The 21,919-nt window shown below is 71.3% G+C and carries 25 protein-coding genes; 8 read left to right on the top strand and 17 right to left on the bottom strand.

What is annotated here, in order from left to right; all coding sequences use genetic code 11:
• Positions 1 to 103: 103 nt before the first annotated feature.
• Positions 104 to 538 carry a hypothetical protein gene (locus ABT123_RS22330; RefSeq protein ID WP_351317404.1) on the top strand — a complete coding sequence of 145 codons (435 nt, stop codon included), beginning with the start codon at positions 104 to 106 and terminating at the stop codon, positions 536 to 538.
• A 48-nt stretch (positions 539 to 586) separates the two neighbouring features.
• On the opposite strand, the gene ABT123_RS22325 is transcribed toward ABT123_RS22330, so the two are convergent.
• The 6 genes from ABT123_RS22325 to ABT123_RS22300 all read right to left on the bottom strand — a co-directional run bounded on the left by ABT123_RS22325 (position 587) and on the right by ABT123_RS22300 (position 5,412).
• Positions 587 to 982: an SCO4983 family protein gene (locus ABT123_RS22325; protein ID WP_351317401.1), complete on the bottom strand. Its 396-nt coding sequence runs from the start codon at positions 980 to 982 to the stop codon at positions 587 to 589.
• 114 nt (positions 983 to 1,096) lie between these two features.
• Positions 1,097 to 2,308, bottom strand: coding sequence for a pyridoxal phosphate-dependent aminotransferase (locus tag ABT123_RS22320; RefSeq protein ID WP_351317398.1), 1,212 nt, complete (start codon positions 2,306 to 2,308; stop codon positions 1,097 to 1,099).
• 882 nt (positions 2,309 to 3,190) lie between these two features.
• Entirely contained in the window at positions 3,191 to 3,631 is a 441-nt protein-coding gene (locus ABT123_RS22315; RefSeq protein WP_351317396.1) for a PIN domain nuclease, read from the bottom strand.
• A complete protein-coding gene (locus ABT123_RS22310; protein WP_351317393.1) occupies positions 3,607 to 3,822 on the bottom strand; it encodes a type II toxin-antitoxin system VapB family antitoxin in 216 nt (71 codons plus the stop codon). Before ABT123_RS22310 ends, ABT123_RS22315 begins: the two co-directional genes overlap by 25 nt.
• 166 nt (positions 3,823 to 3,988) lie before the next feature.
• The gene (locus tag ABT123_RS22305) at positions 3,989 to 4,858 is read right to left on the bottom strand and encodes a hypothetical protein (RefSeq protein ID WP_351317390.1); all 870 of its coding nucleotides are present in this window, start codon (positions 4,856 to 4,858) and stop codon (positions 3,989 to 3,991) included.
• Between the two features lie 20 nt (positions 4,859 to 4,878).
• Positions 4,879 to 5,412: a SigE family RNA polymerase sigma factor gene (locus ABT123_RS22300; RefSeq protein ID WP_351317387.1), complete on the bottom strand. Its 534-nt coding sequence runs from the start codon at positions 5,410 to 5,412 to the stop codon at positions 4,879 to 4,881.
• A 146-nt stretch (positions 5,413 to 5,558) separates the two neighbouring features.
• Between ABT123_RS22300 and ABT123_RS22295 the strand changes: the two genes are divergently transcribed.
• Entirely contained in the window at positions 5,559 to 6,035 is a 477-nt protein-coding gene (locus ABT123_RS22295) for a macro domain-containing protein (protein ID WP_351317384.1), read from the top strand.
• Here the strand turns inward: ABT123_RS22295 and ABT123_RS22290 are convergent.
• Positions 6,020 to 6,265 carry a DUF397 domain-containing protein gene (locus ABT123_RS22290; protein ID WP_351317381.1) on the bottom strand — a complete coding sequence of 82 codons (246 nt, stop codon included), beginning with the start codon at positions 6,263 to 6,265 and terminating at the stop codon, positions 6,020 to 6,022. The genes ABT123_RS22295 and ABT123_RS22290 overlap by 16 nt on opposite strands.
• Positions 6,262 to 7,056: a helix-turn-helix domain-containing protein gene (locus ABT123_RS22285; protein WP_351317378.1), complete on the bottom strand. Its 795-nt coding sequence runs from the start codon at positions 7,054 to 7,056 to the stop codon at positions 6,262 to 6,264. The genes ABT123_RS22290 and ABT123_RS22285 overlap by 4 nt, the downstream gene beginning before the upstream one ends.
• Before the next feature lie 94 nt (positions 7,057 to 7,150).
• Between ABT123_RS22285 and ABT123_RS22280 the strand changes: the two genes are divergently transcribed.
• Positions 7,151 to 7,558, top strand: a complete 408-nt coding sequence (locus ABT123_RS22280) for an ATP-binding protein (protein ID WP_351317375.1) — start codon at positions 7,151 to 7,153, stop codon at positions 7,556 to 7,558.
• A gap of 9 nt (positions 7,559 to 7,567) precedes the next feature.
• Here the strand turns inward: ABT123_RS22280 and ABT123_RS22275 are convergent, their stop codons facing one another.
• The 3 genes from ABT123_RS22275 to ABT123_RS22265 form a co-directional block, all read right to left on the bottom strand.
• Entirely contained in the window at positions 7,568 to 7,816 is a 249-nt protein-coding gene (locus ABT123_RS22275) for a hypothetical protein (RefSeq protein ID WP_351317373.1), read from the bottom strand.
• Between the two features lie 81 nt (positions 7,817 to 7,897).
• Complete coding sequence (locus ABT123_RS22270) at positions 7,898 to 8,347, bottom strand: nitroreductase family deazaflavin-dependent oxidoreductase (RefSeq protein WP_351317370.1); 450 nt, start codon at positions 8,345 to 8,347, stop codon at positions 7,898 to 7,900.
• 531 nt (positions 8,348 to 8,878) lie between these two features.
• The gene (locus tag ABT123_RS22265; protein WP_351317367.1) at positions 8,879 to 9,877 is read right to left on the bottom strand and encodes an NADP-dependent oxidoreductase; all 999 of its coding nucleotides are present in this window, start codon (positions 9,875 to 9,877) and stop codon (positions 8,879 to 8,881) included.
• A gap of 71 nt (positions 9,878 to 9,948) precedes the next feature.
• On the opposite strand from ABT123_RS22265, the gene ABT123_RS22260 reads away from it, so the two are divergent.
• On the top strand, positions 9,949 to 10,935 hold the full coding sequence (locus ABT123_RS22260) for a GlxA family transcriptional regulator (protein ID WP_351317364.1): 987 nt from the start codon (positions 9,949 to 9,951) through the stop codon (positions 10,933 to 10,935).
• A 171-nt stretch (positions 10,936 to 11,106) separates the two neighbouring features.
• On the opposite strand, the gene ABT123_RS22255 is transcribed toward ABT123_RS22260, so the two are convergent.
• The 4 genes from ABT123_RS22255 to ABT123_RS22240 form a co-directional block, all read right to left on the bottom strand.
• Positions 11,107 to 11,301 carry a hypothetical protein gene (locus ABT123_RS22255; protein WP_351317361.1) on the bottom strand — a complete coding sequence of 65 codons (195 nt, stop codon included), beginning with the start codon at positions 11,299 to 11,301 and terminating at the stop codon, positions 11,107 to 11,109.
• A gap of 221 nt (positions 11,302 to 11,522) precedes the next feature.
• Positions 11,523 to 12,533, bottom strand: a complete 1,011-nt coding sequence (locus ABT123_RS22250; RefSeq protein WP_351317358.1) for a YdcF family protein — start codon at positions 12,531 to 12,533, stop codon at positions 11,523 to 11,525.
• Positions 12,534 to 12,550: 17 nt separating this feature from the next.
• Positions 12,551 to 14,113: an N-acyl-D-amino-acid deacylase family protein gene (locus tag ABT123_RS22245; RefSeq protein WP_351317356.1), complete on the bottom strand. Its 1,563-nt coding sequence runs from the start codon at positions 14,111 to 14,113 to the stop codon at positions 12,551 to 12,553.
• Between the two features lie 16 nt (positions 14,114 to 14,129).
• Entirely contained in the window at positions 14,130 to 15,413 is a 1,284-nt protein-coding gene (locus ABT123_RS22240; RefSeq protein ID WP_351317353.1) for an alanine racemase, read from the bottom strand.
• Between the two features lie 131 nt (positions 15,414 to 15,544).
• On the opposite strand from ABT123_RS22240, the gene ABT123_RS22235 reads away from it, so the two are divergent.
• Together ABT123_RS22235 and ABT123_RS22230 are read left to right on the top strand one after the other, a co-directional pair.
• Positions 15,545 to 16,291: an IclR family transcriptional regulator gene (locus ABT123_RS22235; RefSeq protein WP_351317350.1), complete on the top strand. Its 747-nt coding sequence runs from the start codon at positions 15,545 to 15,547 to the stop codon at positions 16,289 to 16,291.
• Positions 16,288 to 16,716 (top strand): RidA family protein, encoded by a 429-nt coding sequence (locus ABT123_RS22230; RefSeq protein ID WP_351317347.1) that lies wholly within the window; start codon positions 16,288 to 16,290, stop codon positions 16,714 to 16,716. The genes ABT123_RS22235 and ABT123_RS22230 overlap by 4 nt, the downstream gene beginning before the upstream one ends.
• 83 nt (positions 16,717 to 16,799) lie before the next feature.
• On the opposite strand, the gene ABT123_RS22225 is transcribed toward ABT123_RS22230, so the two are convergent.
• Positions 16,800 to 18,134: a M14 family metallopeptidase gene (locus ABT123_RS22225; RefSeq protein WP_351317344.1), complete on the bottom strand. Its 1,335-nt coding sequence runs from the start codon at positions 18,132 to 18,134 to the stop codon at positions 16,800 to 16,802.
• A gap of 132 nt (positions 18,135 to 18,266) precedes the next feature.
• Positions 18,267 to 19,961 (bottom strand): chitinase, encoded by a 1,695-nt coding sequence (locus tag ABT123_RS22220; RefSeq protein ID WP_502971016.1) that lies wholly within the window; start codon positions 19,959 to 19,961, stop codon positions 18,267 to 18,269.
• Positions 19,962 to 20,326: 365 nt separating this feature from the next.
• Between ABT123_RS22220 and ABT123_RS22215 the strand changes: the two genes are divergently transcribed.
• Complete coding sequence (locus ABT123_RS22215; RefSeq protein WP_351317341.1) at positions 20,327 to 21,160, top strand: hypothetical protein; 834 nt, start codon at positions 20,327 to 20,329, stop codon at positions 21,158 to 21,160.
• Positions 21,161 to 21,199: 39 nt separating this feature from the next.
• Entirely contained in the window at positions 21,200 to 21,913 is a 714-nt protein-coding gene (gene cpaB, locus ABT123_RS22210; RefSeq protein ID WP_351317339.1) for a Flp pilus assembly protein CpaB, read from the top strand.
• Positions 21,914 to 21,919 lie beyond the last annotated feature (6 nt).

The following is a 21,919-nucleotide window of genomic DNA, read 5'->3' as shown; positions in this document are numbered from 1 at the left end:
TGGGCAGCGTGCTCACGGAAACCCACATTCCGCGCTGAGTTGAATGAACGTCAGGTGACGAGGTGGTCCCACTTCGACATGGCATGGGAAGGAGGTTCGGACCATGAAAACGTCGAGGAGTGCGCCGAGATGGCACAGCTGGTTCGTCGGCCTGGTGGGTCTGGCGGCGCTGCTCGTCTTCGCCCCGCTGGGACTGTACGTCTGGGCGAGCGGCGGGTCGTCGCAGCCGGCGGGCGCGGCGGCGCACGTTCCGGCGGAGGATGCGGCGGTGTCCGGCTGCCGAATCGATCCGGCAAGTCGGCGGCTGCTGGCGGCCGTCGAGGTGACCAGCCGGGCGCCGGGGGTGGGGTCGTACGTGGTGACGGTCGAGTTCCGTCAGGACCCGCCGGTGGGCACGGTGCAGGCGCTGGTGCGGCTGGACCGGGTGGCGCCGGGCGTCATCGCGCACGGGGAGGCGGTCGGTCCGGTGTGGCCGGCCGGGGTGGCTCCGTGGTGCGGGGTGGTGGGGGCGGAATTCGCGGCGTCGGGGTTGGGGTGAGACGTGTGGCTCCCGGTCCGAGGCCTCCGCGGCCTCGGACCGGGGCCGTCAGAGGGCGCCGGCCAGGTCGGTGGCGGCGAGGGCGGCGGTGTGCGCGTCCATCTGCTCGGCAGCGAGGATCGCGACACCGGTGTCGGCGCGCGAGGCGGCGACGAGGAGTACCCGCGCGGCGAGGTCGTGCGCGCGGCGGTGCAGGGCGGAGCGGGGCTCACCGGACAGTCCGGCGTGCCGGGCCGGCGGGGTGCCGCGCAGCCGGGCCACCTGGGTGGCGATCTGCTCGGCGGCCTTGTCGAGGCCGAGCTCGTCGGTGACGGTGAGCAGGGCCGACAGGTGTCCGGCGAGCTGGATGTCCAGCTCCTCGGCGCGGCTGCGGTGCGGGTAGTCGGCACGGCCGCGGCCCATGCGGTGGACCGCAGCCGCCGTCTTGCGGTTCGGCTCGTACATGAGGAAGGCCTCCTGCGTGGTCAGGAGACCATCCTACATTGGATTGGGTCTAAATTTGAGCCGAATCCGGTCGAGTGTTGTCGACGGATGCGGGTTGGTGCGGGTCGGTGCAGGTCAGTGCTGGGAGTAGCCGTCCAGGAAGCTGCCGATCCGGGTGACGGCGTCGGCGAGGTCCGTGGCGTTGGGCAGGGTCACGATCCGGAAGTGGTCCGGCTCGGTCCAGTTGAAGCCGGTGCCGTGGACCACCATGATCTTCTCGGCCCGCAGCAGGTCGAGGACCATCTGCCGGTCGTCCTTGATCTTGTATACGGCCGGGTCCAGCTTGGGGAACAGGTACAGCGCGCCCTTGGGCTTCACGCAGCTGATGCCGGGGATCTGCGTCAGCAGGTCGTACGCCGTGTCGCGCTGCTCCAGCAGCCGGCCGCCCGGCAGCACCAGGTCGTTGATCGACTGCCGGCCGCCGAGGGCGGTGGCCACGGCGTGCTGGGACGGCATGTTCGCGCAGAGGCGCATGTTCGCCAGGATGGTGAGGCCCTCGATGTACGAGGCCGCGTGGTGCTTGGGGCCGCAGACCGCCATCCAGCCGGCCCGGTAGCCGGCGACGCGGTAGTTCTTGGACAGGCCGTTGAAGGTGAGGCACAGCAGGTCCGGCGCGATCGCGGCGGTGTTGGTGTGCGTGGCGCCGTCGAAGAGGATCCGGTCGTAGATCTCGTCGGAGCAGACGACCAGGTTGTGGCGGCGGGCGATGTCCGTCAGGCCGCGCAGCATCTCGTCGTCGTAGACGGCGCCGGTGGGGTTGTTCGGGTTGATGATCACGAGCGCGCGGGTGCGGTCGGTGATCTTGCGCTCGATGTCGGCCAGGTCCGGCATCCAGTCGGACTGCTCGTCGCAGCGGTAGTGCACGGCGGTGCCGCCGGCGAGGGAGACCGAGGCGGTCCAGAGCGGGTAGTCCGGGGCCGGGACGAGCACCTCGTCGCCGTCGTCGAGCAGCGCCTGCATCGACATCTGGATCAGCTCGGAGACGCCGTTGCCGAGGTAGACGTCCTCGACGTCCAGCGCGATGCCCTTGGTCTCGTAGTGCTGCACCACCGCACGGCGTGCGGACAGCAGGCCCTTGGCGTCCCCGTAGCCGTGTGCGCTGCCGAGGTTGCGGAGCATGTCCTCAAGGATCTCCGGCGGGCACTCGAAGCCGAAGGCTGCGGGGTTGCCGGTGTTGAGCTTGAGGATGCGATGACCTGCTGCTTCGAGTCGCATGGCCTCTTCGAGCACGGGGCCGCGGATCTCGTAGCAGACATTGGCGAGCTTCGTTGACTGGATCACCTGCATGACGGGAGCTTACGGGGCGGGTGGCTGCGCCGCTTCGGCTTTTGGGGTGTGGTGTGGTGCGGCGGGGGTGGAGAAATGTCCCGGTTCGGGGGATGGGGAGGCGGGAATGCCGCCGCCCCTTGGAAAGCAGGGCTACCGCCCTGCTCCCACCTACGGAACCTGTGCGGTCGCGCGCCCGCGGGTGAACCCGTGTTGCCCTTGTCACTCCTTCGGGGGCGTCAGGTCGGGGCAACGGGGTGCCGGGCGCGGGCCCGCTTCTTTGCCCCCTTCTCGGGGCCGGGGTGCGGCGGGGTTTGCCGCCCGCCCCCTGCGGGCTCTGGCCGGGCGGGTCCGGTAGCGGGGCGGGGTGCCTTGCCTCCGTTGGGCGGAGCCCAGAGCCGGAGCCGCGGCTCCGGGGGTCCGCTGGGGGCGGAGCCCGCCCTGCCGACAAGCGGGGTGGGGGACGGCCGGCCCGGGCTGCGGCCTCGTCCGGTTGCGGGGCGGGGCTGGGGGGTCGCCTGGGCGGGATCAGGTGGTGTCCGGGGGCTGCCCGTCAGTCCTCACTGTCCTTCCGTGCCCGTCCGCCCTGTCAAGGGCGCTCCCTTCGGTCGCGTCGCTGCGCGATTCCGCTTCGCTTCACCCTTGACAGGTCGGCCGGTCCCGGAAAGACAAGGACTGTCGGGCGGCCCCCGGGGGAGGGACGGCGTGGGGGCAGGTGCCCAGATGCTGCCACGCCCAAGGGGCGGGGCAGCGGCTGCCGCCCGACCGGCCGTCCTGTCGGGCGGAGAGCTCCGATTCCCGAAGCCGAGCCCATTGCGCCGGGCGGAGCCCCCGGCGCCGCAGATCGCTACGCGCTCCGGTTGCTTTGGCGGCCCCCGGCCCTCTGCGGGGTGCGGTCCGGGGTCAGTCGGCGGTGCCGGCCGGGACCACCCACTGCGTCGGCTGGGCCGTGACCGCGCGGATCATGTCGTAGTCCCCGTCGTAGTGCAGCACGATGGCGCCGTGCCGCTCTGCCGTGGCGGCGATGAGGAGATCCGCCATGGAGACGGCCCGCCAGTTGCCGTGGCCGATGAGCTGGGTCTGGACTTCGAATGCCCGGTCCCAGACCTCGTCCGGTGTCGGCAGCCACTCGAATCCGCGCATCTCGTCACGGATCCGCTCCGCATCCGCCTTGGATCGGGCGCTGTAGAGGACTTCCAGCTCGACCGCCCCGCAGACCGCGAGCAGTCCCGCCCGGTGCAGGGGGTCGAGGACGGCGCGTACTGCGGGGCGCGGATATCGGGCAAGGGCGGACTTGTCGATGAGGTAGCGCTGGGTGTTCATGCTGCTGGCTGGGCCCCGCATTCGGGCTCCACCGGCCCGGTGAGGTCCGGCAGGCCGCCTTCGGCGAGCCAGCCGAGGAACGATTCGCGCTTGCGGCGGTTGACTGCGTCCTCAAGGGCGGCATTGACCGTGGCGACTTTGGTGGTCGTGCCGAAAATCTCGGCCGCCTCGGCGAGCATCTTGTCGTCGATGTCTATGACGGTGCGGCTCATGGCAACTCCCTCACGTCGCTCTGCGGGCCTTGATGATATCAAGTGGGGTGGAATTTGATATCAGGGGTTCGTGCTCCCCGCCCGACGTCCGGAATCCGTTCAGGCGAAGCGCCGTCTCGCCTCGGTCCCGAGCGGGGGCAAGGGAGCCCGCCCGCGCCGTGTCCCCTCAGCCCCCGGGGATGACTTGCTGGCGTTCCTGCATCGGGTTCTGGTCGGCGTACCGGACCAGGTCCAGGAAGCGGGAGTCGGCTGCTGCCGCCAGGAGTTGGTTGCTGGTGACCGGAGCCGAGGCCTTGCCCTTCGGGTCCGGGTTGATGGTGAGGGAGACCTCGCTCTTCCCATAGGAGAACTGGACCGTGGTGGCCGTGGTCTCCGGCGAGTCGGTGGTGAAGCTGAATGCGATCGCCTGGATGCCGCCCGGCAGGGTGGCCCGCGCACAGCTTCCGGCCTTGACGATGCGGGCATCCTCGGGGCATGACGTCAGGCGCGAGCTGCCGTTTGGCGGTCGCACCGAGAAGATGACGGGATAGACCTTTCCGTCCTTCGTCTCGCCCTGGTAGTGCGTCACGTTCAGGTCGACCGGCCGGATCAGACCCACCGCGTCCGGCAGCAGCTCCTCCATGAGGAGCGCCGCGCGCTGCTGGTGCTGCTCCCGCCGTTCCCGCTCCGCGGACGGCAGGTCTGACATCGACGGTTCGTCGCTGCTGGTGGGTGCGATGTGGACCGGCGTCCGGTAGGGCTTCGGTTCCGGGACCGGAACCGGGGCGAGTGATTTGCCGGGTGCGGGTGTGCCGGTGGCGGCGGGGTGGATCGTTGTCTCACCGCCGCCAGCGGCGGGCAGCGCCACGGAGCCGAACACCACGGCCCCGGCCGCAGCGGCGACCACACCGGCGATCGCGAGTCGGGCGCGCATCCTGCGGCGTCGGCCCTGGGCGATCGCGGTGGGCACCAGGTCGTGGACCGACTGGAGCTCCGCCACCGTGCGTTCCATGGCGTCCCTGACCAGCAGGGCGTTCTGGCGGTCTTCTACGGGCATGTTGTCTTCCATGCGGTTCCTCAGCTCCACGTCGCGTAGTTGTGGGCCTCACCCAGTTGGGTGCGCAGCTTTGCCAGGGAGCGTGAGCACTGGCTCTTGACCGTGGATTCGCTGCATTTCATGAGCTCGGCGACGGACTCGACGCTCTGGTCCTCCCAGTACCGCAGGACGACCATGGCTCGGGCCCTGGGCGGCAGCCCGGCCAGGGCCGACAGCAGGGTCACCCGCAGGTCGGCGTGGTCGGGCGCGGGCCGGGGGTCCGGGCGGGAGTGCGCCAGCAGGTCCCGCAGCCGTCGCCGCCGCTCGGCCAGGTAGGTGCGGGTCAGCACGGTCCTGGCGTAGGCCTCTATGTGGTCGGCGGCACTCGCCCGCTTCCAGTGCTGGAACATCTTGGCGAGCGTGGTCTGCGTCAGATCCCGGGCTGTGTCGGTGTCACCGCACAGCAGGTACGCGGTCCGGTACAGCCGTCTCTGGCTTGCCCGGGCGAAGGTCTCGAAGCTCTCGGGCCCGTGGGGGCCCTCTGGCGCTTCGGAGCCCGGGCCGTTGTCCGGCATCTGCTCTCCTTTCCGGGGCCCGTTTCAAGGGGCCCTTGCCTGTCACCCCACTTCAGAGCGCTGCCGCACGCTAAAGGTTGAAACCGAATTTTCCCTGGGTTGTCAGACCTCCCCTGCACACTGGGACTGACCGAACGGGGTGGGGGATGAAGGTGCTGAAGTTCATCGCGGGGGATGCGACCAGTCCGCAGGCCAAGGGGCCGAAGGTGATTGCGCATGTGTGCAATGACCTGGGCGGGTGGGGCAAAGGGTTCGTGCTGGCGATCTCGCGGAGGTGGCCGCAGCCGGAGGCCGAATTCAGGGCCTGGCACAGGGCGCGCGCGAAGAACGACTTCGGGCTCGGGGCCGTGCAGCTGGTGCAGGTGCGGGGCGATGTGTGGGTCGCCAACATGGTGGGGCAGCGGGGGATACGGACGGGCAGCGGCGGCCCGCCGATCCGTTACGACGCGCTGGAGCGCTGCCTTGGCGCGCTGGCCGGCCACGCCGAGGCCCTGGGGGCCTCGGTGCACATGCCGCGCATCGGGTGCGGGCTGGCGGGCGGCAAGTGGTCACGTGTCGAACCGCTGATCACCGAGGCGTTGTGCGCCCGCGGGTTGGACGTGACGGTCTACGACTTCGCGTGAGCGAGGAAGGCGGACCAGGCGGTGGACGGGACCGTGAAGGTGGGGCTCGTCGCGCCCAGCTTGGAGTCGCGGACGTGGACGGTGTGGGGGCAGGTGGCGACCTCGATGCAGCTGGCGTCTTCGAAGTCGCTGTACGCCGACTTGTGCCAGTTCAGGGCGACTTCGACGCAGGCGCCGCCCTGGCTGTCGCTGTAGCTGGACTTGAACCACGTCAGTCGGCTGCTGCTCATAGCTCCTCCGCGAGCTTTTTGATGAACTCGGCCGATTCCGCCGCGCCGAGGGCGTGCATCCGGATCATGCCATGGGACTGGGTGAGGGCGCCGACCTTGTCGGGGGCGGAGTATGCGGCGCTGGTCTCCTGGCCGTCGCACCATGCCCAGAGCTGATGCTCTGGGGTCTCCACGAGGATCACCGGGCCCTGGAGGGCCACACCGCAGGCACGGCCCATCGGCAAGATCTGGATGCCGACATTGCGTAGCGTGGCGAGCTCCAACAGATGGAACAGTTGCTGACGCATGACCTCTGGTCCGCCGACGCCGGTGCGCAAGGCTGCCTCGTAGATGATGAATCCGTAGACCGTGCCGATCCGGCGGACCATGGTCGCCTGGCGTTCGAGCCGGGCTCGGACCCGTTCCTCCACGGTCTCGTCGTCCAGTGGCGGGTACGTCTCGCTCATCAGCCCGCGGATGTACTCCTCGGTCTGGAGCAGCCCCGGGATGGTGAGCGGCTCGTACCAGTTGATCCCGTACGCCTCCGCCTCCGCGGCCATGTACTCCTCGGACCGCTTCGGGAACGGCTCCGGCTTCATGTACTCCGCAGCGGCCATCAGCTTGCCGCTCGCGCCGAACATCGTGTCCGCGATCTGGAGGAGTCGCAGGGTCGGGCGGCGGCGGCCCTGTTCCATGGACTTCACCGTTTCGGCGCCGTAGCCCGCCTCCTGGGCCAGTGCCTCCCGGGTGACGCCCGCTTCGGTGCGCCACAGCTTGATCTGGTTGCCGCCGTACCGCCACGCTTCGGTCACCCGTGTCCTCCCCTGGTACCCGGCGGGTACAACCTCCGGTCGCCCCCGCCTCGTTACTCGCCGGGCCCATACCCGGATCGGGACCCTCTGGAGCATGGACGACACGATCGAGTGGCACTTTCCGCGTACGGCGCGGAGCGTCGGGCGGGCGCGGCAGGTGTTGGCGGCTCAGGCGAAGGAGTGGAAGGTGGACGAGGAGACCGCCGGGGATGCCGTGCTGCTGCTCAGTGAGCTGGTGACGAATGCCGTCCGGCATGCGCGGGTGCCGGCCGGGCGGGAGGTGTGGGTGCGGTGTCACCGGGGTGAGGGGCGGCTGCGGGTGGAGGTGCTCGATGCGGACGGGCAGCTGCCGGTGAGCCGTGCGCCCGGGGTGCTGGGGGAGTCCGGGCGGGGGCTGGGTCTGGTGGCGGCGCTGGCCGATGCGGTGGGGGCGGAGCCGCGGGAGGGCGGGATCGGGAAGACGGTCTGGTTCGAGCTGGGGCTGCTTGCCGGGGAGGCCTGATACCTCCGGTCAGGGGAGGTCGGTGGTGGGCTCCTCGGCGTCGTAGCGGTGGGGCTCGCCGCCCGTCCACTCCACCAGGGGGGAGTCTCCGAGCACGATCTCGTCCGGGTCGGGCACGTCCGCCCGGCGCAGGAACTCGATCACGTCGGCATCGGACCGGGCCAGGCCGAGGGGCTCGTCGTGGCCGCTCACCAGGAGGGAGACGCGGCGGCCTCCCGAGGGGAGGATCCGGTGGACGACGAACGGCGCGTGGTGCATGCGCCCAGCTTCCGGCCGGACGGTCGTGCGCGCATCCCGGAGGCGCCCGGAGGCACCCGGACGCCCCCGAGGGGGCCCGGGTCAGCGGTTGAGGAGGACCAGGGGGATTTTGCGGGTGGTGCGGGCCTGGTAGTCGTCGTACCGGGGCCAGAGGCCGGTCATCAGGCCCCAGTAGGTCTCGTGCTCCTCCGGGGTGGCGGTGCGGGCCTTGGCGTGGAAGACCTCCGGGCCGATCTGGACGCGGACCTCCGGGTCGGCGTCCAGGTTGCGGTACCAGTGCGGGTGCTCGTCGGCGCCGCCGGCCGAGGCGACCAGGATGTAGCAGCCGTCGTCGGGGTCCTCGCCGTAGATCAGCGGGGTGCGGACCGGGCGGCCGGAGGTGCGGCCGAGGGTGGTGAGGAGGAGGGTCGGGACCCCGTGCCAGAGGTGGCCGGCTGCGCCGTGGGTTTCGACGTACTCGCGTACGTGGTCCAGCTTCCAGCCCGGCTCGGGGTCCGTGGGGTGGTCCCAGTCGTCCTTGACCTGGTGCATGTGCGGCCTGCTCTCCGTGCGTCGGCGACGTGCGGGTTAACGAGCAGCGACGTCCGGAGTAACGTTAAACGTCCAGGTTTGTGGCGGTTATCGGGTTGTATGTCCGGCGTGGGCGGGGAGGATCTTCAGGAGTTCCTCCGGGGCCTCGCGCATCACGTTGTGGCCCGAGTCGATCGCGTACGTGTGCCAGTGCGGGGCGGCGGCCAGGCGGTCGTGGAGGGCGGTGAAGGGGGAGGGGGTGGGCCAGCCCGTTGCGTAGACGTAGGACTTGTCGAAGCGGGCCAGATCGTTCTCCAGGCGAACCGCCTGGAGGAGGGAGGCCAGCGGGTGCGGGGTGGCGCGGGGGTCGAAGAAGGGGAGGGGTGCGCTCGCGTAGCCGGTTTCGTCCGTGCCGCGCCCACGCCGGTCAGGGTGACCGGGTAGGCCTCGTGGCCGGCCCGGCGCAGTTCGCGGGCGAGGGGTTCGAAGGTCCAGGCGCCGTGCCAGGCGCCGGGGACGAGGATGTATGTCGCCATGGGGAGTTCTCCTTCCTCAGATTTCGGTGGTTCCGGTGGTCAGGACGATCTTGCCGGTGGTGCGGCCCGATGCGGAGAGTTCGTGTGCCTTCGCCACCTCGGAGAGGGGGAAGGTCTCCGCGATGTGGGGGCGCAGCCGGCCCGACGCCGCGAGCGCGGCGATCTCCTGCAGGCCCGCGTGGTCGGCTTCCACGGCCATGAACACGGCCCGCAAGCCCAGCGGTTCCGCCTGCGCGGCCAGGGCCGCCTCGGCCGGGGAGGCGAGGGAGACCACGATCCCGCCGGGGCGCAGCGTGCGCAGGGAGCGGGGGCCGTACTCGCCGCCGATGGTGTCGATCACGATGTCGACGTCGGTCACCGCCTCCTCGAAGGCCACGGTCCGGTAGTCGATCAGCTCGTCGGCGCCGAAGGAGCGGACCAGCTCGTGCTTGGCGGCGCTCGCGGTGCCGATGACGTACGCGCCCTTCGCCTTGGCGATCTGGATGGCCAGGTGGCCGACCCCGCCGGCCGCCGCGTGGATCAGGACGCGCTGTCCGGGGCGGACGCCGGCGGTGTCCACCAGGGCCTGCCAGGCCGTCAGGGCGGCCAGCGGGAGGGCGGCGGCCTGCACGTGGTCGAGGGCGGCGGGCTTGCGGACCAGGTGGCGGGCGGGGGAGGTGGCGTACTCGGCGTGGGTGCCGGCGGGTGCGGGATGGCGGGGCATGCCGAAGACCTCGTCGCCCGGGGCGAAGAGGGTCACCCCGATGCCGACCGCCTCGACGGTGCCGGACAGGTCCCAGCCCAGCGGGACCGGCGGGGCGTCGGTGCCCGCCAGGCCGCCGACGGCGCGGTGCCAGATGTCGGTGGGGTTCACGGCCGCGGCGTGGATCCGTACGAGGACCTCGGCGGGGCCGGGTTCGGGGCGGGCGGTCTCGGTGAGGCGGAGCACCTCCGGGCCGCCGAAGCCGGTCTGGGTGACGGCCTGCATGGTCTGTGTCGTCTGTGTCGTCTGTGCCGTCCGCGTCGTCTGCGTCATGTGATCAAGGATGGTGGGCGGGTGCGGTCCGGACGAGTGGCCGGAGTGACACGATGTGAAAAGATCTGGCCATGCTGTCGGGGCGTGGAGTGCACAGGGTCGTCGTGCTGGCCCTGGAGGGCGTGTATCCGTTTGAGATGACCATCCCGGTACGGATCTTCGGTACGGCCGAGGGCCCGGCCGGGGAGCCGCTGTACGAGGTGCTGACCTGTAGCCTCGACGGCCGGCCGGTGCGGACCAGCGCCGACTTCAGCGTGGCCGTGGAGCACGGCGGGGAGGCCGTCGCCACCGCGGACACCCTCGTCATCCCGCCCTTCACCTGTGGTGTCGGCGAGGATGCCGAGCAGGACTGGCTGCCGGAGGAGCTGGCGCGGACCCTTGGGCGGCTGCCGGCCGGCGCACGGATTGTCTCCATGTGCACCGCCTCGTACGTGCTGGCCACCGCCGGTCTGCTGGACGGGCGGCGGGCCACCACCCACTGGAACGAGGCCGAGCACTTCCAGCGGGCCTTTCCGCAGGTGCAGGTGGATCCGGACGTGCTGTTCGTGGACGGCGGGCAGGTGCTCACCGCCGCCGGGGTGGCGGCCGGCGTGGACCTGTGCCTGCACCTGCTGCGCCGGGACCACGGCAGTACGGTCGCCAACCGGGTGGCCCGGCTGTGCGTGGTGCCGCCGTGGCGGGAGGGCGGGCAGGCGCAGTTCATCGAGCGGCCGGTGCCGGAGGTTTCGGGGGCGGGTACGGCTGCCACCCGGGCGTGGGCACTGGAGCGGCTGGGCGGGCCGATCGCGCTGGCCGAGCTGGCGCGGCACGCGGGGATGAGCGTACGGACCTTCTCGCGCCGGTTCCGGGACGAGGTCGGCATGACCCCGGGCCAGTGGCTGACCCGGCAGCGGATCGAGCATGCGCGGCGGCTGCTGGAGGTCACGGACCTGCCGGTGGACCGGATCGCGGCGGAGGCCGGGCTGGGGACCGGGGCCTCGCTGCGGCGGCACCTGGCGGCGGCGATCGGCGTGGCGCCACTGGCGTACCGGCAGACGTTCCGGGCGAAGGCAGGCTGAGAGGGCCGAGAGGGCCGAGAGGGCCGAGAGGGCCGAGCAGGCTGAGTCGCCCCCGGTCCCCGTCCCGGTGAGCCCCGTCCCGAGCGGAGCCCGCCCGGCCGAGCCCGGGCGCGGCCGGATCCCGGGGCGACCGTCCCGCCCCGGGGTCCGGGTCTGGGGTGGTCCCGCGCGCTACGGGAGGTAGCGCTCGATGACCTGCGGGCCCTCCTTCTCGATCAGCTTCCGGGCCTTCTCGACCCGCTCCGGAGTCGGGTCGGCGCCCGTGGCCATCACCAGGTCCTCGGGGTCGTAGGGCCGCTCGCCGCCGCTGTACAGCTTCGACGGGCGGCTTACGCTCTTGGGCTGCTGGTCCGATTCACCGGCCATGTCGTACCTCCCTCGGATACCCCCTGGACCCCCATCCTCCGGCCGGTCGGACATGAACGCATGTCGACCGTCGGGGTCCGGTCGGCGCGACGCGGGGCCTGGCCGGCCATAACGCCGGGAGAGGGGCCAACTGGCGGCTTCCGCCCGTCCGTTCGGATTTCTGCGGTTTCCGCAGACCCCCACCGGAACCGTCGCCGCGGCACTGCGTGCCACCGCCGCTCTCAGAGTTGGAACCCGGCGATCACCCCGGCCGCGGTCAGCAGCCCGCAGATGCTCAGGTTGACCGCCCGGTGCTCCCAGAACACGGCCACGAACTCGCGGATCGTGGCGCTCGGCCAGAAGTAGCGGGCCGTGGGCGAGCCCAGCACCTGCCCGTTGACCCCGGCCCGGCGGGCCGTCATCGCCGCCCGGAAGGCGTGGAAGTCGTTGGTGACCACCACACAGCGGTAGCCCGGCCGGGCCGCCGTCATGATCTCCCGGCTGAACTCCATGTTCTCGGTGGTCGTGCGCGAGCGGTCCTCCACCACGACGTGCTCCGCCGGCACCCCCTGCGCGATCAGCCAGTCCGCCATCGCGCGGGCCTCCGGAAGCTTCTCGTCCGGGCCCTGCCCGCCCGAGGTGAGCAGCAGCGGCACCCGCTCGCCCCGCGCCGCCTGGGCGGCGTGGATCTGCCGGCCCTTCTCCAGCCGCGAGGCCAGCAGCGGCGGCACCCGCTCGCCCCCGATCAGACCGGACCCGAGCACCACCACATAGTCCACATCGCCGCGCACCCTGATCCGCCCGTACAGGAAGGCGTACCCGAGGAAGCACAGGAAGATGAAGGACACGTACACCGCGAGCAGCATCAGCGCCGCCACGACCGCGTCGAGGCCCGGGGAGCCGCTGCCGGCGGCCAGGAACAGCAGCACGACCATGACGTAGATCGCCACGCCCAGCAGCCCGGACAGCAGATTGGCCGGCCGTCGCCCCTCCTTGCGGACCATGGTCAGGCCGTTGGCGATCAGGAACCCGCCCAGGACGAGCACCCCGAGCGCGGGAACCAGGAAGACCAGCGCCAGGATGACGGCCGCCAGGGCGGAGGGCAGCCGCGGCACCACCTGGAGGAGCAGTGCCGCCGACAGGCTGATGAAGGCCAGGCCCAGCAGGACGGCGTTCTGGAACCGCCGGCGGTCCTCCCGCACGCTCACGCAGAAGAAGATAAAAAACAGGGCAGCCGGGGCAAAGGCGAGCATGGCGCCCATCGTAAAGGTCACATGGTCGCACCGGTGCGGCGGACGGAACGCCCGGCCAGCACATCGGTCCGGCGCCCGTCCCGCATCACGAACCGCCCGTCGATCAGCACGTACGGGATCCCGACGGGCAGTCGCCGGGGATCGTCGTACGTCGAACCCGCCGCGACCGTCTCCGGATCGAAGAGGACCAGGTCCGCCCGGTGGCCCTCGCGGACCAGCCCCCGGTCGGGCAGCCGCAGCCGGGCCGCCGGCCGGCCCGCCAGATGCGCCACGCACTCCTCCAGGCTCAGGATCCCCAACTCGCGGACGTACCGGCCCAGGTAGTGCGGGAAGGTGCCGTACGCCCGCGGATGCGGCTTGGCGCCCTGCAGGATGCCGTCCGAGCCCCCGGTGTGAGCCGGGTGCCGCATGATCGCCCGTACGTTCTCCTCGTGGCCCACGTGCTGGAGGACCGAGGTGCCCAGCCGGTCCGCCAGCAGCAGGTGCCGGGCCGTGGCCCAGCCGTCCAACCGACGCCCGGTGTACGCCGACAGGGCCGGATCGCGCACCCCCGACACCTCGATCGCCGACCAGTCCACCGGCACCCCGTGGCAGCCGTCCGCGCCCTCCACCTCCAGCGCGTGGCGGATCCGCTCCGCCTCCCGGTCGTCCCGCAGCCGCTCCAGCACCGCCGCCGGCCCGCCCTCGCTCGCCCAGCTCGGCAACAGGGCGGCCAGCGTGGTGCATCCGGGGGTGTACGGGTAGGTGTCCAGGGTGATGTCCGCGCCGGCCGCCAGGGCCCGGTCCAGCAGGTCCAGCAGCTCCCCGGCCCGGCCCGCGTTCTCGGCGAAGTTCATGGTGGCGTGGGCGAGGTGCAGGGCGCAGCCCGCCTCCGCGGCCAGCGCGACCATCTCGGCGTAGGCGGCGAGGGCGCCCCGGCCGTAACTGCGGTGGTGCGGGCAGTAGTAGCCGCCGTACGAGGCCACGACCCGGCAGAGCTCGGTCAGTTCGGACCCGGAGGCGTACATGCCCGGGGTGTAGGTCAGCCCCGAGGACATCCCGACCGCGCCCTGCGCCAGCCCCTCCGCGACCAGGGCGCGCATCCGGTCCAGCTCGGCAGCGGTCGCCGGGCGGTCCTCCCAGCCGAGCGCGTACGCCCGTACGGTGCCCTGCGGCACCAGGTAGGCGGCGTTGACGGCGATGCCCCGGTCGAGGCGGTCCAGGTACTCGCCGACGGTCCGCCAGTCGACGTCGAGGTCCTCGCCGGTCCCGTTCCAGCCGGCGATGGCGGCGCGGACCTCGGCGAGGGTGCGGTCGTCCACGGGCGCGTACGACAGCCCGTCCTGGCCCAGGACCTCCAGGGTCACGCCCTGGGCGGCCTTGGCGCTGTGGTCGGGGTCGCGGAGCAGCGCGAGATCGCTGTGGGCGTGCATGTCGATGAAGCCGGGAGCGAGCGCGAGGCCGTGCGCGTCGATGGTCTCCCGGCCCGGCGGGACATGCCCGATGGCCGTGATCCGGCCCTCGTGCACGCCGACGTCGGCGGTGTACGAGGGCCCGCCCGTGCCGTCGAGGACCCGGGCCCCGCGGATGACCAGGTCCATGGCCAGGAGTCCAGGGCTAGAAGAAGGTCCGGATGCAGTCGGTGACCGTGCCGTCGGGCTCGACCACCGGGATCAGCGGCCACTTCTCGAAGATGGTGCACGGGTGGGCCATGCCGAGCGAGACCCAGTCCCCGACCTCCAGGCGGGCCTCCGGCCCGGTCTCCAGCCAGGCGTGCTGGTCGGACAGCTTGGTCACGGTGATCCCGGTGCCCGGCCGCTCGCTCCCGTCGGCCCCGCGCACCGCGACCACCTCGGGCAGCCCCAGGTCGTACGCGATGTCGCGCTTGCCGGCGTTGATGAAGGCCTGGCCGGGGTTGGGCCGGGACACCACCTGGGTCCAGAGCCGGAAGGCGGGCAGCAGGCCGCCCTCCTCCGGGATCCGGTTGAAGGGGGTGAGGCCGGAGTACCAGCCGTGGTCGTGGGAGATGTACGCCCCGGAGCGGAGCAGCTTCAGGACCGGCCGGGACAGCGCGGGGACCTCCGCGAACACCTCGGCGACGGCGTCGAACCACTCGCTGCCGCCCGCACTGACGATGATCTCCTCGGCCTCCGTGACACCGGCGAACAGGCCGCGCTTGTCGAGGTCCGCGGCGAGGGCGGTCAGCCGGCGCAGCCACACCCGGACGGTGGTGGCGTCGGCACCCGGCATGGTGGCCTCGTAACCGGCGACGCCCACCAGGCGGAGCCGCCCGGAGGCGGCGACGGCCTCGGCGACCGCGACGCACTCCTCCTCGGTCCGGATCCCGGTCCGGCCCTCGGCGCCGGCGCCGAGCTCCACCACCACGTCCACGGTGGCGTCCCGGCCGGCCAGGGCCGCGTCCATCAGCTCCACCCCGCGAACGGAGTCGACGTAGCAGACGAAGCGGAACTCCGGGTCCGCGGCGAGCTCGGCGGCCACCCAGTGGAGGGCGGCGGCGTCGACCAGCTCGTTGGCCAGGAAGATCCGCCGGACGCCGAAGGCCCGGCAGACCCGCGCCTGGTGGGGCATGGCGACGGTGATGCCCCAGGCGCCCTGCTCCAGCTGCCGCTCGAACAGCTGCGGTGCCATGCAGGTCTTGCCGTGCGGGGCGAAGGCGAGCCGGTGGCGGGCGCAGAAGGCGCTCAGGGCGGCCAGGTTGTGCTCCAGGGCCTGCGCGTCGAGGGTCAGCACCGGGGTGGTGAACCCGCCGGTGTGGAGGCCGCGCCGCTCGGCGGCGAGCTGCCCGACGGTCAGTCCGGCGGCTTCGGCGTCCGGCGGGAGGCCCTTGAACCGGTGGTCGACCACCTCGTCGGCAAGCCGCCGGATCGCTTCGCTGGCCATGGGGTTCCTCCCGGGGTATTGCGTGTTGCGCTCTGTGCAACGGTCGTTGCGGATGCCGCTCAGTGCTGTCTAACATCCAAGGTGACGGCGGGTCAACGCCGCGCCCAGCCGGAAACAGGAGCGGACACGGCATGAGCCAGTCGGTGGAGCGGGCGCTCCGGATCCTGCCGGTCCTCGCCCAGGGCCCCACCGGCCTCGGCGAGGTCGCGCAGGCCCTGGACGTGCACAAGAGCACCGCGCTGCGCCTGCTGCGGACCCTGCACGAACACGGCCTCGTCTACCGCCAGGCCGACGGCCGCTACCGCCTCGGCGCCCGGCTGTTCGCCCTGGCCGCCGAAGCGGTGGAGAACCTGGACATCCGCGAGATCGCCCACCCCCACCTCGCCGCCCTCAACGCACAGACCGGCCACACCGTGCACCTCGCCCTGCACCAGGACGACGAGGTCCTGTACGTGGACAAGGTCGACAGCCGCTACCCCGTCCGCATGTACTCCCGCATCGGCCGGCCCGTCCCGCTCACCGTCGCTGCCGTCGCCAAGGTGCTCCTCGCCGACCTGGACGACACCGAACGGCGGGCCCTGGCCGAGCGGATCGACTACCCCCGCTACACCGCCCGCTCGACCCCGGACGCGGAGTCCTTCCTCCGCGAGCTGGACCTCGTACGGGCCCAGGGCTGGGCCGCCGACCTCGGCGGCCACGAGGAGTCCGTCAACTGCGTGGGCGCGCCCGTGCGCGGGCCCGGCGGGCGGGTCGTGGCGGCCGTCTCCGTGTCGGCGCCCAGCATGGTCGTCACGGGCGAGGAGCTGCTGGCACTGCTGCCCCAGGTGCTCCGCACCGCCGAGGCCATCGGCAACGACTACTCAGGAGAGACCGCGTGAGCGAGAAGACCGAGAAGACCGAGAAGACTGCTGTCACACCCGCTACCCACACCACCCCGCCGGCCAGGTTCTCGCACGGGGTGCGCAGGGGGAACCTGCTCCAGGTCGCCGGCCAGGTCGGCTTCCTCCCGCACGTCGAGGGCCGGCCGCCGACGCCCGCCGGGCCGACCCTGCGCGAGCAGACGCTCCAGACGCTGGAGAACGTCCGGTCGGTGCTGGAGGCGGGCGGTGCGACCTGGGACGACGTGATGATGATCCGCGTCTACCTGACCGACACGGACCACTTCGCCGAGATGAACGAGCTCTACAACGCCTACTTCGAGGAGCAGGCCCTCCAGGCCCCGCCGGCCGCCCGGACCACCGTGTACGTGGGCCTACCGGCCGGTCTGCTGATCGAGATCGACGCGCTGGCGGCGCTGGGCTGACACCGGACGCCGATACCGGACGCCGATACCGGACGCGAAGGGGGCGCCCCCCTGGCGGTGGGGCGCCCCGATCGGTGCACGGCTCAGACGCAGTACTGCGATTCCTTGCCGATGGACCGGTACATGCAGTCCGCGTTCTCCAGCAGCTGGAGCACCGCGTCCCGGTTCCGGCTGGTCTCGCGCTCGATCACCTCGTCGGGCGGGTAGAAGCCGCCGCCGCCCGCGCTCTCCGGGTACATCTCGAAGGTGTAGCCGAAGATCTTCTGGTTGCCCCACAGCCAGTCGTCGATGGTGCCGTCCGTGATGTAGAGGTCACTGGACTGCTCGGCGGTGTAACCGTTGCTGGCCGCCATCTTCTGGCCGACGGCCTTGAAGGCGCCCAGGTCGTCGGCCGTCAGGCCGGGGGCGGTGTCGTTGTAGGTGTATCCGAACGGCCACAGCACCAGCTCGCTGTACGTGTGGAAGTCGATGGCGGCCTTGATCTGCTGCTTGCCGCCCACCACCCGGCTGCGGACGAAGTCCGAGACGACCTTCACCTCGGGGGCCGACTCGGCGGCTGCACCGCGGTAGGTCTCGGAGCTCTTGCTGCTGCTGGAGCCGCCGCAGCAGCCCCACTTGTAGTTCCAGTTGCGGTTCTCGTCGGTGCCCACGTACGAGGAGCCGGAGTTGGGCTGCCGGTTCTTGCGCCAGGACCGGTAGGAGCCGGTGGCGATGTCGTACTCGCCGCCGTCCGGGTTGAGGTCCGGGACGATCCAGATCTCGCGGCCGTTGACCATATTGGTGATCCGCGAGTCGGTGCCGTAGTCCTCGCCGAACTCGCGCAGCAGGTACAGGGCCATCTCGACGGTCAGGTGCTCGCGGGCGTGCTGGTGGTGCGTGAAGAGCACCTCGGGCTCGGCCTCGTCGGTGCCGACGTTGTCACTGATCTTGATGGCGACCAGATCGCGGCCCTGGTAGGACTTTCCGATCACCCGCTTGCTCATGATGTTCGGGTACTGGGCGATGCGCTGGTCGATCTCGGCGCTCATCTCGGCGTAGTTGTGGTACCTGGAGTCGGCCGAGGGGAAGTCCATGGGGGTGGCTGCGATCCCGGGCAGCGACCGGTCGGGGGGTCCGGCCAGAGCAGTCAACTTGTAGCCGAGCGCGCGCAGCTTCTTGGCCTGCATGGTGTCGGCGCTGACGACCACGGTGTGGTCGTCCACCTCGTCGATCGAGACTCCGGTGCGGGCGAGCGCCGTCCGGTCGGCGACGGTGGACGGCCCGTGGATCCGGTACTGGACGATCGCCTCGTCCTGGGTGGCCGTGGACGGGCTCGGCGGCGCCGATGCGGTGGCGCTCATGCCGTAGGCGGGTGCGCCGAGCGCGAGCGCCAGCAGGGCCGCCGTGACGACGGACCTCCGGCGGGTGTGTAGCCGCATGCGATCTCCTGGGTCGGGAGTGTGGGGGTAGCCGTGCGGACGCGCACAGCGTGCGCTTCTGGCATGGACCGGTCAAGGACCGGAAACCGGCCACCCCCACACATGCCCGCTATGCGGCCACGGCAGGCTCCGCTACGGGAGCGAGTGCACCTTCGGGCCCACCGCGTTGGACCAGGCGTTGCCGGCCTTCGCGTCCCAGTTCGTCGACCAGGTCATCGCCCCGCGCAGCGCCGGGTATGTCTTGGACGGCTTGAAGGAGCCGCAGTTCGTCCCGCGGGTCAGGCAGTCCAGGGCGTTGTTGACCACGGTCGGCGCGACGTAGCCGCTGCCCGCGCCGCTGGGCGAGGCGGGCAGGCCCAGGCCCACCTGGGAGGGGGCGAGGCCGCCCTCCAGCTGGATGCAGGCCAGCGCGGTGAGGAAGTCCACCGAGCCCTGGGAGTAGACCTTGCCGTCGCAGCCCAGCATCGAGCCGCTGTTGTAGTACTGCATGTTGACGACGGTGAGGATGTCCTTGATGTTGAGCGCCGTCTGGAAGTAGGCGTTCGAGGTCGACTGCATGTCGATGGTCTGCGGGGCCATGGTGATGACCAGCGAGGGCCCGGCCTTCTGGGAGAGCGAGCGCAGCGCCTGGGTCATATAGGTGGCGTTGAGCCCGTTCTCGAGGTCGATGTCGATCCCGCTGAAGCCGTACTCCTGCATCAGCGCGTACGCCGAGTTGGCCAGGTTGTTCGCGGAGGCCGAGTCGTTGACCGTGATGGTCCCCTTCTCGCCGCCGATCGAGAGGATGACCGATTTTCCGGCCGCCTTCTTCGCCGCGATGTCCGCCTTGAACTGGGCGACGGTGTAGCCGCCGAGGCCCGCCGAGTCGAGGTTGAAGGTGATGGCCCCGGGCGTGGTGGTGGCATCGGCGAAGGAGACCGCGATGATGTCGTACTGCGCCTGGACGTCCGAGAGCCGCTGGACGGTGGCCCCGTTGTTGAAGTTCTGCCAGTAGCCGGTGACCGCGTGCCGGGGTACGGCCGGATTGCCCGGGTTGCCGGTGTCGGGCGCCGTGGTGCCGCTGACCGGGGCCGACTTCGGTCCTTCACCCGCCTGGTTGTACGCGCTCACCTGGAGGGAGTAGGTGGTCGACGGGGCCAGACCGGTGAGCTGGGTGGTGGCGCCGGTGACCGTGGCCACCCGGGAGCCGTCCCGGTAGACGTGGTAGCCGGTGGCGCCGGAGACCGCGTTCCACGAAAGGGTGAGCGTGCTGGCGCTCTGGCCGGAAACCGCGAGTCCGGCGGGTGCGCCGGGGATCGACGGGCCGGGGTCGGTGCCCCCGCCGCCGTCCGGGCCGAAGACGGAGAACTCGTCCACGTGGTAGGCGGGCTGGCCGTACCAGCCGTGGGTGTAGACGGTGACCTGGGTGGTGTTGGGGCCGGTGGAGAAGGTGGTCGACAGCTTCTGCCAGCCGCCGCCCGAGCCGGGGGTCCAGGTGGAGACGTCCTGGGTTCCGGTTCCGCTCGCGCCCAGGTACACGTAACTGCCCTGCACCTGGGTGCTCAGTGTGTAGGTGGAGTTCGGCTTGACCGTGACGGTCTGGCTGCAGCGGGCGTTGTCCTGCCCGCTCGGGGTGGCCTTGAGGGCGCCGGCCCCCGCGTACGTCGGGGCGGAGACGGCGGTGCCGCTGCCGCCGGTGCAACTCCAGTTGGCGAGGCCGGACTCGAAGCCGCCGTTGCGGGCGACGTTGACGTCGGCGGCCTGTGCGGTGCCGGTGACGATGGCGGTGAGGCCGGTCGCGGTGAGGGTGGCGGCGCCCAGCAGGGCGAGGGAGCGTCTGCGGTTCACGTATGGCTCCGGTGGGGGGGAGGGGGAGTGGGAGGGGGGTGTGGGGGATCCCGCAGCCAAGGTGGTCCAGACCAATCCCGCTGTCAAGAGTCTTTGCAAAGTGGCTGAAAACCATTGGAGTTCCCTTCCTGCTTGTCCGGGTTTTTGGCCACCTGTGACCTGCGTCCTGCGCATGGGAATCGACAAGGCCCTGCCCTGCCAGGGAGGACGCGGATAAAGTGCTGAGGCAGGAGGGGTGGGGGCACCTCCCGGCGGCAGCCGGGGGAGCGTCGATCGTTTGCGGTCGCGCAGCATGCGCGTACGCGGCAACCACAGGGACCAGTCCCGGCGGTGGCCGGGGGAGTACGGGGAACAGGGGGATTCGCGTGCCGACCGCCATCGCTGTCACCAGCGCAGACCTGGTGCTTCCCGCCCCCGACCGGCACACCCCGTCGGCCGCCGTGCTGCACCCGCCCGAACGGCTCGATCTGGAGCAGGCGCTCGCCGAAACCGCCGCCCTGCTGGACGGGAACGGCCACCTGCTGGTCGTCGTACCGTCCTGGCTGCCCGCCCCCGTCGTCCGCCGGCTGCACACCGTACGCGCCATCCTGGAAACCGACCGGATCGCGCTGCTCGGCATCGATCTGCCGCCGCTCGCCACCGCCCTGCTGGTCCGTCAGCTCCGCCAGCTCACGGTGTGCGATTTCAGCCCCGGAATCATTGCCTCCGCCGCCCGGCTGCTGTCCCACTACATCCATGCCGGCGCGCTGCTCGGCAGTGTGGCCAAACTCGACCGGGTCCCCGTCGACTTCAAGGCCCACGCCCGCTCCTGGGTGTCCGGCGCCCAGTTCGCCGTACTGGCCAACCCCACACCCCACCTGGTGAAACTCGGACCGGGAGCCGTCCTCCCGCCCGGCCCCGGCTTCGCCACCCACCTCAGCTTCGCCCGCGGCCAGCTCCCCGGAGACTGGGTCGCCGCCGAACTGGCCCCCGCCTGGCAGGTCCAGGGCGTGCTGGAGAACCCGCTGCCCGCCGACTCACCGGCCTGGTGGGGCACCCCCAAGCTGATCGAGTTCGCCGCGGCCATCCCCGACATCGCGGTCCTCTACCAGCTCGTCGCCTCCGTCCGCCGCGAGGAATGCCGATGGTGCGGCCTCGAACTCATCGGCGACCGCTGCGGCTTCTGCGCCACCCCGATCCCGGCACTCTCCAGAACCTGACCCACGCTCCTGACCCACGAACGACGAGGTCCCCGGCTCATGAACTCACGCCAGCGCCGCGGCGTCATCCTGCTGCTCCTCTCGGTCCTGTGCGCCCTCGGCGCCCTCGCCGGGGTGATCTCGGTGATCGGCGAGGTCAACTCGAAGGTCGGGCCCGAGGTCGTCGCCTACCGGGTCAAGAGCGATATAGCTCCCTACACCCCGCTGGACGGCAGCAGGTTCGAGCAGGTGAAGATCCCCGAGCGGTGGCGACCGCCGACCGCCGTGACCGATCTCGGCACGGTGCAGGGGAAGATCGCGGTCACCGGCCTCAAGAAGGGCTCACTGCTCCAGTCCGACATGGTCGTGGACCGCCCCAAACTCCAGGCGGGCGAACAGGAGATCGCCATCATGATCGACCCGTCCACCGGAGTCGCCGGGAAGATCCGCCCGGGCGACCGGGTCAACATCACCGCGACCTTCAAGGGCAAACGGGCCACCGACCCCGACCGGTCCGTGATCATCGTGGTCAACGCCCGGGTCATCGAAGTCGGCCGGCTCACCCCGGTGGAGAAGAACGGCGACCGCAAGGGCACCGGCACCGGCACCGCCGAAGCCGTGCCGATCACGTTCGCCCTCGGCAACAAGGACGTCAACCGGGTGGCCTACGCCGAGTCCTTCGCCGAACACGTCCGGCTGGCCCTGCTGCCCCCCGGCACCGAGGGATCCGTCCCGCCCGCCGACCGCTGGTACACCCTCGACGGGGACAAGTGAGGCCGG

The organism is Streptomyces sp. NPDC002054 (genome assembly GCF_040296685.1).
In the GTDB taxonomy this organism is placed as follows: Bacteria; Actinomycetota; Actinomycetes; order Streptomycetales; family Streptomycetaceae; genus Streptomyces.
The sequence above is the reverse complement of the archived record's forward strand: the minus strand, read 5'-3'. Positions and strand labels throughout refer to the sequence as shown.